Source organism: Janthinobacterium sp. GW823-FHT06H09 (genome assembly GCF_058794735.1).
In genome coordinates, this window is sequence record NZ_JBXAHC010000012.1 from 168,717 (window position 1) to 185,583 (window position 16,867).

Genomic DNA, 16,867 nt, shown 5'->3' on the forward strand with positions numbered 1-16,867 from the left:
GATCAAATTAGTGAGTGGAAGCGGCGGCGGGTGCGGGTGCGCCGCCGCCCAGGGCCGCGTACAGGCTGACCTGGCTGGACAGCAGCGCGCGGCGCGTCTGCACCAGCTGCTGCTCGACCGTCAGCAGGTCGCGCTGTGCATCGAGCACTTCCAGGTAGGGCGCGGCGCCATTGTCGTAGCGCAGCTTGGCCAGGCGCGCGCGTTCGCTCTGCGCGGCCAAGGTGGTCTTGCCGATATCGACCTGCAGCGCCAGCCAGCGCCGGTTCGACAGCGCGTCGGCCACTTCGCGGAAGGCGCCCTGCACGCTCTTTTCATAATTGGCCACGGCCACGTCGCGGCGCACCTCGGCCAGGTCCATATTGGCGCGGATGCGGCCCGCGTCAAAGATCGGCAGCACCAGGCGCGGCGCGAAATTCCAGGCGCCGCTGCCCGAGTCGAACAGGCCGCTCAATTCCGCGCTGGCCGTGCCATAAGCCGCCGTCAGCGAAATGGCGGGGAAGAAGGCGGCGCGCGCGGCGCCGATATTGGCTTGCGCGGCCCGCAGCTGGTGCTCGGCCGCGATCAGGTCGGGACGCTGCGTGAGCAAGGCCGAAGGCAGGCCCGCATGCAGCGGCTGCAGCACGCTGGCGTCGTCGAAGCGGCGCATCTCGCCAGCCACTGGCGTCAGGTCGACGGGACCGCCCACCAGCTGGGCCAGCGCATGCGCCTGCACGGCGCGCGCCTGCTCCAGCTGGGCCGACAGCGACAGGGCCTGGCTGAGCAGGGTTTCCACCTGCGTCAGGTCCAGCTTGGAAATCGACCCCACCTCGAAGCGGCGCGTGAAGATGCGCAGCGATTCGGCGCGGCTGTCGACCGTGGCGCGCGCCAGTTCCACGCGCTCGTCGAGTTCGCGCAAGCCCAGGTAGCCATTGGCCACCTGCGCCACCAGGGCCACGCCGACGGCGCGGCGCGCCTCGTCGCTGGCCAGCAGGGTTTGCAGCGCGCTGTCCTTCAGGCTGCGCACCCTGCCCCAGAAATCGAGTTCCCAGGCGCTCACGTTCAAGCCCGCCTGGTACTGCGCGCTCGTCATGGCGCGGCCCGTCGGACTCAGGTCGTCTGGCACGCGCGCGCGGCTGCCGGAGGCGCCCAGCGCGATGGTGGGGAATTGCTCCGCGCGCTGGATGCCATACGCGGCGCGCGCTTCTTCCACGCGCAGGGCGGCGATGCGGATGTCGCGGTTGCCGGCCAGCGCCTGCGCAATGAGCGCCTGCAGACACGGGTCGGCAAAGTAGGCTTGCCAGGCGACGTCGGGCGCCTGCGCGCCGGCCGGATCGGCTTCCGGATACTGCGCCGCCACGGGCAACGGCGGCGGCGCGTACGGCGGCGCCAGCGAGGCGCAGCCGGCCAGGGCCAGCGCGGTGGCCAGCGCGGCCATCCTGGCGCGGTTGGACAAAGTAGAAACAGCCATGGTCATCGTCTTCCAGTCAATTCAGAATGTTGTAGCCGCCATCGACATACAGGGTGCCGCCCGTGATGGCGCGCGCGCCGTCGCCGGCGAGGAAGGCGCACAGCGCGCCCACGTCCTCGATGGTGGCCAGGCGGCGCATGGGCGAGCGTTCGATGGCGTCGGCCATCAGGCGGTCGAAATGGGCGATGCCGGAAGCGGCCCGCGTCTCCAGTGGGCCCGGCGAAATGGCGTTGACGCGGATGCCTTGCGGCCCCAGTTCGGCGGCCAGGTAGCGCACCGACGCTTCCAGCGCCGCCTTCACGGGCCCCATCAGGCCGTAGTCGGCGATGACTTCCTCGGCGCCCAGGTAGCTCATGGTCATCAGGCTGCCGCCGTCCCGCATCAGGGGTTCGGCCAGCTTCGCCATGCGCATGAAGGAGTGACAAGAGATATCCATCGCCTGGGCAAAACCGTCGGCGGAACTGTCCGTGACCCTGCCATGCAAATCGTGTTTCGGCGCATACGCTATCGAGTGGACGACGAAATCGAGCGTGCCCCACTGCCGTCCGATCTGCGCGAACAGCGCCTCCAATTGACCCGGCACGGCCACGTCGAGCGGCGCCATGATGGCCGCCTGCACTTGCTGCGCCAGCGGCTCCACGTGCGCTCTGGCCTTGTCATTGAGCCAAGTCACGGCCAGTTCGGCACCGGCCGCGCGCAGCGCGCTGGCGCAGCCCCAGGCGATGCTTTGCGCATTGGCGATGCCCACCACCAGCCCACGCTTGCCCTGCAAAGGCAAGTGCGGGTGCAAGCCGGCCGTCATGCCTGGACCGGACGCAAGGCGGGCCACGGCGTGGCCGCCTGCACGCAGCGCACCGCGCCGGCACGCGTGGCGGCCGCGCTCATGGCCAGGGTCACGCCGCCGGCGCGCGCATACGGCAAGGCAATCGGTGTGTGGGGATGGAGGGTATTGCACGCGTCAGGCGCGGGGGTCTGCATCTTCATGAATCGGCTTCCGTCACTGAAATTCGAGGCCGGCACCAGTGCATTCTCGGGGAACTGGTACAGGGCGAAAATTACTCTACAGCATTTAGATACGTGATTCGCGATGAGTCCGGTCCGCATGCTTATCGTTTTTGAGCTAAGTCAACTATAAGTGCGATTGCGGCGATGCAACATTGATATACATCAAATTCTACATCAATATTATTTAAATGAACTAATTGACAAGCAATCGAATCGCGGTGCTTATTTGATAATATCGCGGGGCTGGCGCACAGAAAGGCGGCCGAGCAAAAGAAGGGGGAATTGCCTGAAAAACAAACTACGCGGCGCCGTGGCGCGCGGCGCAAGGCGGGGAACGGTGAAACGGGGGGCCATGCTATTGCGATGCAACATGGCCCGCCATGCTTATTCCAACGATATGAACGGCATTATTTTCCCGGCACCGTGGCGGGACGCGAATACAGGTCGATGATGGTGCTGATGCCATCCTGGCATACGGAACAGAAGGTCTCGCTGCGGTCGAACATGATGCACTGCATCTCGGGTCGGTAGTAGCCGGACGATTCATAGTTCGCGCCTTCGAAGGCGCCCACCGCATGGCGCTGCGGCGCCTTCGAAAACAGCTGCTGCGTGTATGCCAGGTCGGCCTTGAACAAATCGCTCATCTCGCTTTCCGGGCGGTTGGCCGCGCGCAGGGCCGCGCGCTGCTTCTGGTATTCGCGCGCATGGCTGTCGTACGCTTGCTTCGGCCAGGGCGTCGGCAGCGGCGTGCCGGCCTTGACGTGGCCCTTCCATTTCAGCTTGGCCGGATCGCGCAGCGCCGTGGCGTTCGGCTCCCACGGCTCCTGGCGCTCGCCGTTCGACTGGTAGGCCACGGGCGAAGTGTAGTACTCGTCGGCCAGGCCGGCGAAATGGTGGCCGAATTCATGCACGAACAGGTAGTTGGCCCAGTCGTTGTTCGCTGCCGCCGTGCTGAACTGGCCGAAGATGCCGCCGCCGCCGTAGGTATCGTTATTGACGAGGATTTCGATGAATTCGTACGGCGCGTACTGCGCCAGGTCGCGCAGCGCGCGGTTGTCCGTCGTCAGCACATAGCGCTCGCTGCCGAAGATGTCGTAGCGCGTGCCCAGCGGCGAGGCGTGATGCACGCCCGTCGATGGGCGCGACACGCCCGATTCCGGCGTCGGCGCGGCCATGGCCCAGACGTTGAAATCTTTGGCCCGCTCGCGAAATGGCGAGACGGTAAACAGGTGCTCGGCCAATTTGCGCGCCGTCGCTTCGAACTTGCCCATTTCGGCGGCCGTGTAGCCATCGCCCATGATCAGCAGGTCGACCTTTTCGGACGAGGGCCCTTCGACACGGATCGGGATCGGCTTGACGGGCGCCGGCGGCTGCTTGCGGATCACGTCCTGCGCGGCAGGATCGACATCGGTGCTCCACACAATGGAAAACAGGCCGCGTTCGTCGCGTTTGAGGATGCGCACGCGCACAGGCTGCTCGGGCTGCGGGAAGCGCACGGACTCCTGGAAGGCGCGCGTCGTGGTTTTCGCCTCGTCGGTGCTGGCCCACTCGCCGAAGATGGTGGAAAAGCCGCGCGAGTACAGCACCTTGCCCGACTTGATGTCGACCACTTCCAGCATATTGTTGCCGCGGTTGCTGTCATCGATGGGGCGCGCCAGGTTGCCCGGCCATGGCAGGGGCTCGACCAGCACGCGCTCGACCGCATAATGCTCGCCCAGCGCATTGCCGCTGTGCTGGTAATCGAGGCGCATGGTGGCCGGCTGGGCAGCATTGGCCGCTTGCGCGGCAGGGACGATGCCGGCGGCCAGCGCCAGCGCGCACAGGAAGGATCGAATCGGGGTCTGCTGCATCTCATTCCTAACACGGTAGAAAAACGGGTAAAAGAAGCGGTTTTCCGAACAAACAGCGGCGCCAGCGGCGGGCATGGAAAAATCCGGTGCGGCACATTGTAGCGACAGGAATCGGCACTGCAAAGCATCCATTTCACGCCCCGCTTGACCGCGCCGCGCAATCCATTTATATTAGACTGACTAGTCGATTAATTAAAGAGCAAAGCCATGCGCACCATCGATCCCGATAAACACGCGGCCCGCCGCGACGCCATTCTCGCCGCCGCGCGCCACTGCTTCGCGCGCAAGGGCTTTCACCAGACCAGCACCGCCGCCATCTGCACGCAGGCGGGCATGAGTCCCGGCAACCTGTTTCACTATTTCCCCACCAAGCAAGCCATCATCGCCGCCATCGTCGACCAGGAAGGCAGCGAGACGGCCGCCTATTTCGCCGGCGTGCAAGGCAGCGCCGATGCGTACGGCGCCCTGCTCGACTTCATGGACCTGGTGCTGGCGCTGGCGGCCGACGGGGACTTTGCGGGACTGGCGCTGGACATTGCCGCCGAGGCGATGCGCGACACGGACATCGCGGCCAGGGTGGCGCGCAACGACGCCAGCCTGCGCGGCGGCCTGCAAACCTTGCTGGCAGAGGCGGCGGCGGCAGGCCAGATCGACGCCGGGCTGGACGCCGCGCAAACGGCCGGCTGGATCGCCGCGCTGATCGACGGCATCTTCAACCGGGTCGCCGTCGATCCCGATTATGCACCGCTGGCGCAGCGCGCCAGTTTGCACCTGCTGCTGGCGCGCTTCCTGCGCCCTGCCCTGGCATGAGCGCCGCCATGCCAACCCCGCCCGCGCGCATTGCCGATGTCGACGCCCTGCGCGGCTGCGCCCTGTTCGGCATTTTGGTGGTCAATATCGGCGCCTTCGCCACGCCCTGGTTCGGTCTGGGCATGACCGATCCCGCCTTTCACGGCGGCGTCGACCGCGCCACGCATTTTCTTGTCGCGCTGCTGTTCGAGACCAAGTTCTACCTGCTGTTTTCCTTCCTGTTCGGCTACAGCTTCACCTTGCAGATGCAGGCGGCCGCGCGCGCCGATGCGCCGTTCGTGCCGCGCATGCTGCGCCGGCAGGCGGGCCTGTGGCTGATCGGCGCCCTGCATGCCGTGTTCCTGTTTCATGGCGACATACTGACCACCTACGCCGTGCTGGGCATCGTGCTGCTGGCGCTGCACCGTTGCGGCGAACGCCAGGCACTGTGCCTGGCCCTGGTGCTCGTCACCGTCTGCGCCGCGTTCTGGGCAGGCATGGCCTGGCTGCAAAGCCTGCAGCCGGCGGGCGACGCGGCGGACAACGCCGTGGCGATGGCGCAAAAGGCGGCAACGGCGCTGGCCGCCTACCGCGCCACGCCTGCCGCCGTCGTCAGTCAGCACTTGCGCGAACTGAGCGACATCTGGATCGTCCTGCTGCTGGTGCAGGCACCGTGCGCGCTGGCCATGTTCCTGTGCGGCCTGGCCGCCGGCAAGCGCGAGATGCTGCTGCACGCGGCCAACTATCTGCCGCTGCGCCGCCGCCTGCTGTGGGCCGGCGCGCTGGCAGGCCTGCCCGGCGCCGCCGTATATGCGTGGACCTCCGTGTATGGCGAGAGCCAGGCATGGCAGGTGGCGGGACTGGCCGTGGGCCTGGCGAGCGCGCCGCTGCTGGCGGGCGCCTACCTGGCATGCGCGCTGACCCTGTTCGAACGGCTGCGCGACGGCACGCTGTTTGCGCTGCTGGCCGATACGGGCCGCATGGCCCTGTCGAACTACCTGCTGCAGTCAGCCGTCTGCGCCTGGCTGTTCCTCGCGTATGGCGCACGCTTGATGGGCAGCGTCTCGCCGCTCGGCGCACTGGCGCTGGCCCTCATCATCTTCAGCCTGCAGCTGCCCCTGAGCCGCTGGTGGCTGCGCGGCCACGCCTATGGCCCCGTCGAATGGCTGCTGCGGGCCCTGACGATCGCCGCGTGGCCGCGCTGGCGGCGCGCCAGTGCAAGCTACTTGTAGCGGTACAGCGGCTGGCGCAGCTGGATGGGGCGGATGTCGAGGCGCAGCTTGAGCACCGAATACGCTTCCGCCTCGGTCGAGCTGTAGCCGACGCTGTTGACCGTTTTACTGAAGCGGAATTCGAAACCCAGCTCCGGGTACGGGTCGCGCGGGTTGCCGAAGGCGATGCCGATGGCTTCCTGCTGCGCGTTGTCGATCAGGTTGCCCATCAGGTCGAGCACGGCGTTGTTGCCGAGGATATCGTTGGTGAACACGGGCTCGCGCATATCGGGCTGGTTCGGATCGAGCTTGTTGTCGGCCTTGTCCGGCGAGGGCGTAAACACGCGCGTGACGAGGTTGAATTTGTCGCCCCGGTCCAGATAGCTGATGGCAGCATTGCTGATATTGAAATTTTTCACGCCGCGGTCGCTGATGGCGCCCGACAGGTCGATCAGCAGGGCGCCGCTGTAGCCGATCACTTCCACGTCGCGCATGGCGTCGACCACCATGGCGCTGTTTTCATCGATGCCCAGTCCCAGGTGATAGCCTTTTTTCAGCATCACGGGAATCATGCGCGCAAAGCGCCCGCGCACCAGCAGATGCTGGTCCACAAAAACGTCGCTGCCGATGAAGCCCAGTCCAGGCGCGATCTCGCGGCCATCCGTGACGCCCATCTTGAGCATGTCGAGCACGGGTTTGGCATCGTAGAACATGGTGGTGCTCATGATGGCCGCGCCGGCGCTGGAGCCGGCGATCACGCCGCCGTTGCGGTAGACCGACCAGATGGCTTCCAGCGCGGCCGTACGGCTGCCGTCCGGGCGCAGCAACGCTTGCGTGATGCGCCCCTGGTCGCCGCCGGCAAAATAGATGCCGGTGGCCGACTTGATCTGCGTGACGATGGCCGGATCTTCGGCCGCCTTGCGGTAATCGCGGTTGGCCAGCTTGACGGCCAGCGGCACGAAAAAGGCGTCCGCGCCATATTGATTGAGCTTCCTGATGATGCTTTCACCCGATTTTTCCGGGTTCATCGCGGCCGAGGCCAGCACGGCGATGCGCGCGCCCGGACCGCCCGACAACTTGACGATGCGCTGCCACACTTCGGCATTGTCGGCGCGCAGGCCGCCGCCGATGATGACGAGCGTACCCTGCGGCGCGCTGCCGATGGCGCTGCCGCCGGGCGCCGCCACGGCATGGAAGCTGCACAATGCCAGCGCGAACAGCAGCGCGGCGCAAAAGGTGTGGTACCGGATTGAGAATAATTTCATGATGCCTTTCGAATACAAGGAAAGGGGCGCGCACTTGTTGATACCGGCGCGCGCCCTTGCTGCCAAAACTGCTGCCTGCCACCCAACTGCATCGAACTACGATACTACTTGCCGCATATGACAGCGTTGTTGCGGTATCTCCAGTTTTTTACTTGAAGCTGTAATTGGCGCTGGCGTAGAAGCGCCGGCCGCGCGGGTCGGCGTAGCTGGGATCATAGCCGGACAGGAAGAAAAATGCCTGGTTCGAGTATGGCGGACTGGTATTGAACAGATTCTGTATGCCGGCGCGCAGCTTGAACTGCTGGCTGACCGCATACGCGCCCGACATGTCCCACAGCGTGTAGGCCTTCACGCGGTTCGGCTTGACCACGCTGCCGTCGTCCGTGTTGATGGCCGAGTTCTGGTCATCGTAGCCGCTCGAATACGTGTTCGACAGGCTGGCCGAATACGGGCCATTGTCCCAGTCGAGGGTGATCGTATGGCGCCAGCGCTGCACCACGCCGTCCGTGACGAACTTGTTCAGATTGCTGATGAAGACATCGCCAGGGCTGGTCTGGATTTTTGAGCCGAGCACATAGGTGCCGCTCAGATGTCCGCCAAAGCGTCCCCACGCCGTTTTCACGCCATGCAGATCGGCCGTGATATCGATGCCCGAGGCTTTTTGCGCACCGCGGTTTTCCTTGCGCAGCTCGATGTAGCGGATTCCATTGTCTTCGTCGCGGTGTACGAGATTGCCGTACTTGGACAGGTTGGACAGGATGATGTCGTCGCCGATTTCGCTGATCAAATCCGTGCGCCTGATGTTCCAGTAGTCGGCACTGAAGGTCCAGTGCTGGCCGGGCTCGAGCACCACGCCGGCCGTGAACTGGCGGCTGCGCTCCGGTTTCAGCTTGTCGTTGCTGTAGCGGCGCGTACGCCAGTTGTCGGCGCAGACGGAGTAGTCGTTGTTCTCGGCTTCGCAGTACACGGGATCAGGCAGGGTCGCCGTCTGGCTGTAGACAGTGGGCCGATGCAGGTCCGACATCGACGGCGCGCGGAAGCCCTTGCCGGCCGAGGCGCGCAGCAGCACCTCCTTGCTGGGCATGTAGGTCAGGCCGATCTTCGGACTGAGGGCGCCGCCCACTTGCTGGTAATGGTCATAGCGGCCGGACAGCTGCGCCTGCCATTGCTTGCTAAACGGCAATAGCAATTCACTATAGATGGCCTGCACGTTGCGGCTGTCGCTGGTGGCCACGCCGCCTTCGGGCGCGTCATCGTTGGTGATGTTACCGCTCATTAGCAATGCGGATGGCCGGAAATCCGTGCGCTCGCGCCGCACTTCGCCGCCCACCGCCAACGCCATGTCGCCGCCGCCCATGGACATCAAGGCACGCGACACCTTGAAATCGAGCGCATCCATGACGCCGCGCGCGTGCCGCACTTCGTCGTTGACCTGGATGCTCTCGAGCAGCGCCTTACCCGCCGCACTGGAGGGGCCGAAGGGATTGATGGTGCCATCCGTGATGCCCTTTTGTAGCTGGTCTGCCAGGAGGTAGCCGTGCGTGTCCTTGTCCCTGACCACATTGACACTGTGATTCAAGCCCACGTCGTAATCCCAGCCGCCCACGGTGCCGGTGGCGCCCACCACGTAACGCTGGCTTTCGCTGGTCAATTCGCTGGTGCGCATGCCCGCTTCGTTCAGGCGAATGCGCAGGGCCAGCGTGCCGGTCAACCCGGCAGCGTTCAGCTGCGGCACCATGCTGGCGTCGATTTCGCCATCCGGCCGCGCTGTCGATCCCACGTAATAGCTGCGCGAGCGGCTCAGTGCCACTTCCGCATACAACTGGTGATCGTTATTCAGTTTCAGCACGCCGCGCGTGAGCAGGTTCTGCTTATCCGTTTTCGGATACAGCTCGGTGTCGCCCATGTAGTTATAGGTACACGCATCAACGCCGCCCGTGCCGGCAGGCAGGTACACATTGGCCGGTCCGCTGCAGCCTGGAATCGACAGATTAATCAGGCGATTCGTGATCGGCTGGCCATTGAGCAGGAAGCCCTGCTCCTGCAGGTAGTCGCGCTGGTCGCTGGAGAGGCGGATATTTGCCGGACTGGTGTAACTGGACAGCAAATGACCGAGGCGTTCCGGCACCTGCAGGTGCGGAATGAACTTGCGCTGCGAGGTGCTCAGACGGTCCGTTTTTTGCAGGTCGACCACGGCAAAGATATTGTAGCCATCCGTGGCCAGGTCACCCGTGCCGGCCGTGATGCTGGCCGTGCGCTTGCCGGCGCCGCCTTCCTGCGTGCCGCTGCCGTAGGCGTTCAGCTCCACGCCCTGGTAATCCTTGCGCGTAATAAAATTGATGACGCCGCCGATGGCGTCCGTGCCGTACAGGGCCGAGGCGCCGTCGAGCAGCACTTCCACGCGCTGCAGGGCGGCGGCGGGAATGTTATTGAGGTCCACGCCCGCATCGTCGCCAGGCGAGGCAAAGTTGGCCATGCGCCGGCCATTGAGCAGCACCAGGGTCGACGAGGTGCCCACGCCGCGCAGGTTGGCGCTGTTGAAGCCGCGCTGGTCGCCGCCCACGTTGATGCTGACGCCATCGGTCAGGCCGCCCACGTTGGCCGACACGCGTGCCATCAACTCGGCCGCCGTCGTCACGCCCGCCTTTTCGATCTCGGCCCGCGTGATGATCTGCACGGGCAGCGCCGTCTCCGACTCCAGCCGCTTGATGGCCGACCCCGTGATTTCCACGCGCTGCATTTTTTTCGGCGCCGGCTCCACATCCGGCCCCTGCTCTTGCGCCTGCGCGCCGCCGGCCAGCATGCCCAGCGCCGCCGACACGCTCAGGGCCCCCAGCGCCAGCCGCACGCCTTGCGCCAGCACCGATTCGCGCGGCAAGGAGCCGCCGTCCTGTTTTTTCATCTGCATTGTCATTCTCCCCGGATGTTGATGCCTGATTTTTATAATAATTTTGGGACTGCCTTGCGTTGCTTTGAAGCTGTTTTCCGCGCGCCTTGCACGCCATGTTCGCCGCCATACAGATAGGCGGAGATGACTTCGCTCAAGCGGGCCGCTTTTTCTACGTTCTTCCTGTTCGATACCATCAGCGCCACGGCCAGCGCCTCGATCATCGCCAGCGCCGTGCTGGCGCTGCTGGGCAGGACGGGATGCGTGCTTTGCGCATACAGCGCGTGGTCGGCCAGTTCGGCCAGGGGCGACGCGGGCGAGTCGGTAAGCGCCACGATGCAGGCGCCGCGGTCGCGCGCAAAGCTGGCCAGGCCGATGCAGTCGAGCGTGTAGCGGGGGAACGAGATCACCACGAGCACGTCCTGCGCCGTCAGGTTGACCAGGTGACCGGCCGCCACTTCCGAGCCGCCGATGCCCACCACTTCCACCACGTGCGGGCAAAACGGCTGCAGATGCTGCACCAGCATGCCCGCCAGGTTGGCCGACAGGCCGAAACCCATCACGTACACGACCTTGGCGCGCGTCAGGCGGCGCACAACGGCCAGCATGGCGGGCGGCGACAGGGCATCGGACGTGGCGGCGATGTTCGCGGCCGCATATTCCAGGCTTTCCGTGATGGGCGAGGTGGCGCGCGCGCGCCGTTCTATCGTGCGGCGCAGTTTGTCGACCGGCTGCAGCAGCGATTGCAGGGTTTCGGCCATGGCGCCGCGCATAGCCGAGTAATTCTTCTGACCGATATCGCGCGCGAAGCGACTGATGGTGGCCGTCGACACCTGGCAGCTGTCGGCCAGTTCCTCGATGCCCAGCGCCGTCACGCGCATCTGGTTGCGCAGCAGGTAATCGGCGATCTGCCGCTGCGAAGCCGAGCCGCCGGCCAGCACGTGCATCAGCGCCTGCCCCAGCGGCGATTGCGCGAAGGCGGCATCGGGCGACGCCAGCGTGGTGGCAAGTGGCGTGGGGGCGCTGCTTCTGGCAGGACTGGCGGATGCTCTCATATCACTGGCGGCCTGTATTCTTGGGCACTGCTGATCACTGGCGGAGGGGGAAATCGGGTCGCTGGAACTTACTGTACTCATATCAAAAAGAAAACTCAACAAATATTTGTAAAAGGATTTTCATTGATTTACTTCGTGAAAATATTGCTACATAATCGACCGGAATCCATCAACCATGCACCTTTTCGGGGCGCCCACCATGCAAGTACAGCAGCATTCCATCTCCACCGCGCACGCCAGCATGTCATGCCAATTGAGCAGCTTCCACTTCGGCACCGCGGCCGCCACCAGCCGCAGCGGCAAGAAGGTCTACATCCAGGCGGCCCTGCACGCGGACGAGGTACCGGGCATGCTGGTGTCGCAATTTTTGCGCCGCGAACTGCTGGCGCTGGAAGCGGCCGGCAAGGTGCACGGCGAAATCATCCTGGTACCGGCCGCCAACCCGATCGGCCTGGCGCAAGCCATCCATGGCGCGCCGTTCGGCCGTTTCGACCTGACCACCGGCATCAACTTCAACCGCGCCTACCGCCACGTGGCTGATGAACTGAAAACCACGCTCGATGGCCAGCTGGGGCAAGATGCGCCAGCCAACGTGGCGCTGATACGCGAGCACGCGCGCGCCGCCGTCGCCGCCTGGCGGCCGGGCACGGATGCGGAGACGCTGAAGAAAACCCTGCTGGGCATGGCCATCGACGCCGACATCGTGCTCGACCTGCATTGCGATAACGAAGCGGCCCTGCACATCTATACGGGCACGCCGCTGGCGGTACAGATCGCGCCCCTGTCCGCGCTCCTGGGTGCGCGCGCCGTGCTGCTGGAACTGGCGGCAGGCGAAGAGCCGTTCGACGAAGCCTGCAGCCGCTTGTGGTGGGATCTTGACGCGCACTTCGGCGGCCGCTATCCGATTCCCGCCGCCTGCCTGTCGACCACCGTCGAACTGCGCGGCGAGGTGGAGGTGAGCTACGCCCTGGCCGAACGCGACGCCGCCGCCCTGCTGCGCTTTCTCGCCATCGAGGGCGTGCTGGACATCGCCGGCGCCGGCGACGACCTGCCCGCGCCGCAATGTACGCCAACGCCGCTGGCGGGCGTGGAACCGATCCTCGCGCCGCATCACGGCGTGCTGGTCTACCTGCGGGAAATGGGCGACGTATTGGCCGCCGGCGACGCGGTGGCCGACCTGATCGACCCCGTCAGCGGCGAGACGACAACCTTGCGCTGCACCGTCGCCGGCGTCTTTTTTGCGCGCAGCGCCCACCGCCACGTCCTGCGCGGCATGAACGTCGGCAAGGTCGCAGGCAGCATCGCCTTCCGCGGCGGCAGCCTGCTGAGCCAATAAATGTCACAAAAAAGCGCCATGAGAACATTCAAGCTTCCCAATACCTTCGTCCTGCTGTGCGCCATCCTGGCCATGATCGCCCTGGCGACCTGGCTGGTGCCGGGCGGGAAATTCGACACCCAGCTGGTCAACGGCAAGCAGCTGATCATCCCCGGCACGTTTCATTACGTAGCCAACAAGCCGCAGGGACTGGCCGCGCTGATGATGGCGCCCATCAAGGGCTTCGTCGACGCCAGCCTGATCATCGGCTTCGTGCTGATCGTCGGCGGCGCCTTCGCCGTGCTGCAAAAAACGGAAGCCTTCGATTCGCTGATCAAGGCCATCGCCAAGGCGCACACCAGTTCGCGCTTCGTGCGCGCTGCCATCATCCCCGTCTTTTTTACGATGTTTTCGCTGGGCGGCGCCACCTTCGGCATGAACGAGGAAGCGATTCCCTTCATCCTGATCTTCGTGCCGCTGGCCCTGGCCCTGGGCTACGACACCATCACGGGCGTGTCGATTCCCTTCATCGGCTCGCAGGTGGGCTTTTCCGCCGCCTTTTTAAATCCGTTCAACGTCGGCATTGCGCAGGGCATCGCCGGCGTGCCGATCTTTTCCGGCATCGGCTACCGCCTGATCGTGTGGGCCATCGCCACTGCCGTCAGCATCGTGTTTTTGATGTGGTATGCGGCGCGCATCAAGCGCCATCCGGAAAAAAGCCCGACCTACCTGCTCGATATCGAAAAGCGCAGCGAACATTCGATGGACCTGGACAGCTTTGCCGGCATGACGCGCACGCACCGCGCCGTACTGTGGATCTTCATGGCGACCTTGCTGACGATGGTCGTCGGCGTCGTCAAGTACGACTGGTTCATCGATGAAATCGCCGCGTTGTTCCTGGTGATGGCCATCATCGTCGGCCTGGTCGGCCGGCTCGACATGGACAGCCTGGTCGCCTCCTTCGTGCAGGGCGCGCGCGACATGGTCAGCGTGGCGCTGGTCATCGCGCTGGCGCGCGGCACCATGATCCTGGCGCGCGACGCGCAGATCATCGACACCATACTGCATGCATTGACGCCCCTGGTGGCCTCGTCGAGCCCCGTCTTCGCCGCGCAAAAGATGTTCTTCATGCAGTCGGTGATCAACTTCTTCATCCACTCGGGCAGCGGCCAGGCGGCGCTGACCATGCCCATCATGGCGCCGCTGGCCGACCTGGTCGGCGTGACGCGCCAGACGGCCATCCTGGCCTTCCAGTTCGGCGAATTCACCACGCCGATGATCCCCACGTCCGGCATCACCGTCGGCGTGCTGGCGCTGGCGCGCGTGCCCTGGATCACGTGGGCCAAGTGGATGATCCCGCTGCAGCTGATCTACCTGGTGCTGGCGCTGCTGCTCTTGATTCCGCCGTGCCTGATGCACTGGCAGTGAGCGCCGGCCTGGCGGCTCAGGCAATCAACGCTGGTAGATATCCGGCACATACCGCTCCATCAGCGTCTCCGGCCTGAGCGGTGCCGTAAAGCCGTAGCGTGCATACAAATCATGCGCCGTGCTGGTGGCCAGCATGAAACGGCGCAAGCCCTGCAAGCCGGGATGCGCCGTCACGGCCTCCATCAGGCGCTGGCTGTAGCCACGGCCGCGGTATTCTTCCAGCACATACACGTCGACCAGATAGGCAAACGTGGCGTAGTCGGTGACCACGCGGGCGAACGCCACCTGACGGCCGTCCAGCGTGCCGCCAAAGCAGAGCGAATGGTCGATCGCGCGCTGTACGGTAGCCAACGGGATGCCGATGGCCCATGTCGATTGCGTGCTGAGAAAATGGTGGATGGCTGGAACGTCGAGTTCCGCCTTGTCGGTGCTGATCATCAAATGTGACATCGCGCTGGCCCTGCTATCGTTGAAAAACACGATCATCGGCCTTTTTGCTGCGGCTGTCACCAGGGCTCGATAGAACCAGGGGCGCCGCCCGTTCTGCCTGTCCGTGATGCGGTGTTGCTGTTTGCTGCCGATGCTTCTTGTACTGCCTGCAATCCCATCGCCACGCTTACAGGGCAGCTTTTTCTTCGGCGCTCAAACGCTTGGCGCTGACGTACACGGTGTGCATGGTGGCTTGATCGGCGCTGGCGGCGATGGGGGCCGGCGCGGCGCGGAACTTCGGCACGGCAGCGGTGGCCAGGCTGGTGGCGGCGGCGACGGCGATGATGGCAACGAAGATGGCTTCCATGTTTTTAGCGATGTTCATGATGGTGTCCTTTGAGTGGCTGGTTGTGTGCTGCGATGATTGAACTGTAGGCCGATCCTCCCTGAACCGCCATCGGATTGCGACCAAACGCACGATTCGCGGGACAGAATACAAAAAGCCCGGATGAAACGCACAACAGGCACCCGGCGTGACATTTGAGGCTGGCCAGCCCCATTCCTGGCCATTTCGGCGCCCTGCAACCCCCTAAAAGCCCTACCGCCGGCCAACCTTGTTTATAATCGCCCTACACTAAAGGACTTCTTTCATGACTGATCAATTCTCCAAAAAGGGCGAAGCCTGGTCGGCCCGGTTTTCCGAACCGGTCTCGGACCTCGTCAAGCGCTACACAGCTTCTGTATTTTTTGACAAGCGCCTGGCGCTGTTCGACATCGAAGGTTCGCTGGCCCATGCGGAAATGCTGCATGCGCAAGCCATCATCAGCCCGGCCGACTACGCGGAAATCCAGCGCGGCATGGCGCAAATCTCGCAGGAAATCGCCGCCGGCCAGTTCGAATGGCTGCTGGACCTGGAAGATGTCCACCTGAATATCGAAAAACGCCTGACCGAACTGGTGGGCGATGCGGGCAAGCGCTTGCACACGGGCCGTTCGCGCAACGACCAGGTGGCCACCGACATCCGCCTGTACGTGCGTTCCGCCATCGACGACATCAGCGCCCTGCTGGCGACGTTGCGCAGCGCGCTGACGGACCTGGCCGAGCAGCATGCCGACACCATCATGCCGGGCTTCACCCACATGCAGGTGGCCCAGCCGATCACTTTCGGCCACCACATGCTGGCGTATGTCGAAATGTTCGGCCGCGACGCCGAGCGCATGGCCGACTGCCGCAAGCGCGTCAACCGCCTGCCGCTGGGCGCCGCCGCCCTGGCCGGCACCACCTTCCCCATCGACCGCCTGCGCGTGGCAAAAACGCTGGGCTTTGACGACGTGTGCCACAACTCGCTCGACGCCGTCTCGGACCGCGACTTCGCCATCGAATTTTGCGCCGCCTCCGCCGTGCTGATGATGCACGTGTCGCGCATGGCCGAAGAGCTGGTGATCTGGATGAGCCCACGCATCGGCTTCATCGACATCGCCGACCGCTTCTGCACCGGCTCGTCGATCATGCCGCAAAAGAAAAACCCGGACGTGCCGGAACTGGCGCGTGGCAAGACGGGCCGCGTCTACGGCCACCTGATTGGCCTCTTGACCCTGATGAAAGGCCAGCCGCTGGCCTACAACAAGGACAACCAGGAAGACAAGGAACCGCTGTTCGACACCGTCGACACGGTCATCGACACACTGCGCATCTTCGCCGACATGGCCGGCGGCATCACGGTGAAACCGGAAGCGATGCGCGCGGCGGCCCTGCAAGGCTACGCCACGGCGACCGACCTGGCCGACTATCTGGTCAAGAAAGGCTTGCCGTTCCGCGACGCCCATGAAGCGGTGGCCCTGGCCGTGCGCGCCTGCGTCGACGCCGGTTGCGACCTGGCAGACCTGTCTTTGGCCCAGCTGCTTGCGTTTTCGCCGCTGACCGGCGAAGACGTATTCGAGGTGCTGACCCTGGAAGGCTCCGTTGCCGCGCGCGACCACGTGGGCGGCACCGCGCCACGCCAGGTACGCGAAGCGATCGCCCGCGTGCGCACGCAGCTGGAAAAATAAAACCGGTTCTTGCCGGCAAGCGCCCCGCTGCAGCGATGCAGCGGGGCCTTTTTCATTGGCTTGACCCGTCCTGGAATAAGTTGACACTTTTTCGTTACAGAGAAGGAGTGTCCGATGGAACAAGGGTTTCGACGCAGT

14 protein-coding genes are annotated in these 16,867 nt (G+C 64.6%); 5 read left to right on the plus strand and 9 right to left on the minus strand.

Annotated elements, in window-relative coordinates; translation table 11 throughout:
• Nucleotides 1–7: 7 nt before the first annotated feature.
• From AC1Q6X_RS21160 to AC1Q6X_RS21175, 4 genes are all read right to left on the minus strand, one after another.
• Entirely contained in the window at nt 8–1,453 is a 1,446-nt protein-coding gene (locus tag AC1Q6X_RS21160) for an efflux transporter outer membrane subunit (RefSeq protein WP_492498313.1), read from the minus strand.
• A 10-nt stretch (nt 1,454–1,463) separates the two neighbouring features.
• Nucleotides 1,464–2,249 carry an enoyl-ACP reductase FabI gene (fabI, locus tag AC1Q6X_RS21165; RefSeq protein ID WP_492498323.1) on the minus strand — a complete coding sequence of 262 codons (786 nt, stop codon included), beginning with the start codon at nt 2,247–2,249 and terminating at the stop codon, nt 1,464–1,466.
• Nucleotides 2,246–2,431, minus strand: coding sequence for a hypothetical protein (locus tag AC1Q6X_RS21170; RefSeq protein WP_070224279.1), 186 nt, complete (start codon nt 2,429–2,431; stop codon nt 2,246–2,248). The genes fabI and AC1Q6X_RS21170 overlap by 4 nt, the downstream gene beginning before the upstream one ends.
• A 428-nt stretch (nt 2,432–2,859) precedes the next feature.
• Nucleotides 2,860–4,302 carry an IgA Peptidase M64 gene (locus tag AC1Q6X_RS21175; RefSeq protein WP_492498314.1) on the minus strand — a complete coding sequence of 481 codons (1,443 nt, stop codon included), beginning with the start codon at nt 4,300–4,302 and terminating at the stop codon, nt 2,860–2,862.
• 207 nt (nt 4,303–4,509) lie between these two features.
• Between AC1Q6X_RS21175 and AC1Q6X_RS21180 the strand changes: the two genes are divergently transcribed.
• Together AC1Q6X_RS21180 and AC1Q6X_RS21185 are read left to right on the plus strand one after the other, a co-directional pair.
• Nucleotides 4,510–5,112, plus strand: coding sequence for a TetR/AcrR family transcriptional regulator (locus AC1Q6X_RS21180; protein WP_492498315.1), 603 nt, complete (start codon nt 4,510–4,512; stop codon nt 5,110–5,112).
• Nucleotides 5,113–5,120: 8 nt separating this feature from the next.
• A complete protein-coding gene (locus AC1Q6X_RS21185; RefSeq protein WP_492498316.1) occupies nt 5,121–6,323 on the plus strand; it encodes a DUF418 domain-containing protein in 1,203 nt (400 codons plus the stop codon).
• Here AC1Q6X_RS21185 and AC1Q6X_RS21190 read toward each other — a convergent pair.
• The 3 genes from AC1Q6X_RS21190 to AC1Q6X_RS21200 form a co-directional block, all read right to left on the minus strand.
• The gene (locus AC1Q6X_RS21190) at nt 6,314–7,567 is read right to left on the minus strand and encodes a cyanophycinase (protein WP_070224311.1); all 1,254 of its coding nucleotides are present in this window, start codon (nt 7,565–7,567) and stop codon (nt 6,314–6,316) included. The two genes, AC1Q6X_RS21185 and AC1Q6X_RS21190, sit on opposite strands and share 10 nt — an antisense overlap.
• Nucleotides 7,568–7,715: 148 nt before the next feature.
• Nucleotides 7,716–10,475 (minus strand): TonB-dependent receptor, encoded by a 2,760-nt coding sequence (locus AC1Q6X_RS21195; RefSeq protein WP_070288637.1) that lies wholly within the window; start codon nt 10,473–10,475, stop codon nt 7,716–7,718.
• Between the two features lie 32 nt (nt 10,476–10,507).
• Nucleotides 10,508–11,509: a MurR/RpiR family transcriptional regulator gene (locus tag AC1Q6X_RS21200; RefSeq protein WP_492498317.1), complete on the minus strand. Its 1,002-nt coding sequence runs from the start codon at nt 11,507–11,509 to the stop codon at nt 10,508–10,510.
• A 199-nt stretch (nt 11,510–11,708) separates the two neighbouring features.
• Here AC1Q6X_RS21200 and AC1Q6X_RS21205 point away from each other — a divergent pair, with 199 nt between their 5' ends.
• Both AC1Q6X_RS21205 and AC1Q6X_RS21210 read left to right on the plus strand, forming a co-directional pair.
• Nucleotides 11,709–12,845 (plus strand): succinylglutamate desuccinylase/aspartoacylase family protein, encoded by a 1,137-nt coding sequence (locus AC1Q6X_RS21205; RefSeq protein WP_492498318.1) that lies wholly within the window; start codon nt 11,709–11,711, stop codon nt 12,843–12,845.
• Nucleotides 12,846–12,863: 18 nt separating this feature from the next.
• The gene (locus AC1Q6X_RS21210; RefSeq protein WP_162995779.1) at nt 12,864–14,252 is read left to right on the plus strand and encodes a YfcC family protein; all 1,389 of its coding nucleotides are present in this window, start codon (nt 12,864–12,866) and stop codon (nt 14,250–14,252) included.
• A gap of 24 nt (nt 14,253–14,276) precedes the next feature.
• On the opposite strand, the gene AC1Q6X_RS21215 is transcribed toward AC1Q6X_RS21210, so the two are convergent.
• Nucleotides 14,277–14,702, minus strand: coding sequence for a GNAT family N-acetyltransferase (locus tag AC1Q6X_RS21215; RefSeq protein WP_070311750.1), 426 nt, complete (start codon nt 14,700–14,702; stop codon nt 14,277–14,279).
• Between the two features lie 166 nt (nt 14,703–14,868).
• The gene (locus AC1Q6X_RS21220) at nt 14,869–15,066 is read right to left on the minus strand and encodes a hypothetical protein (protein ID WP_070288640.1); all 198 of its coding nucleotides are present in this window, start codon (nt 15,064–15,066) and stop codon (nt 14,869–14,871) included.
• Nucleotides 15,067–15,331: 265 nt separating this feature from the next.
• Between AC1Q6X_RS21220 and argH the strand changes: the two genes are divergently transcribed.
• Nucleotides 15,332–16,729 (plus strand): argininosuccinate lyase, encoded by a 1,398-nt coding sequence (gene argH / locus AC1Q6X_RS21225; RefSeq protein ID WP_492498319.1) that lies wholly within the window; start codon nt 15,332–15,334, stop codon nt 16,727–16,729.
• Nucleotides 16,730–16,867: the final 138 nt, after the last annotated feature.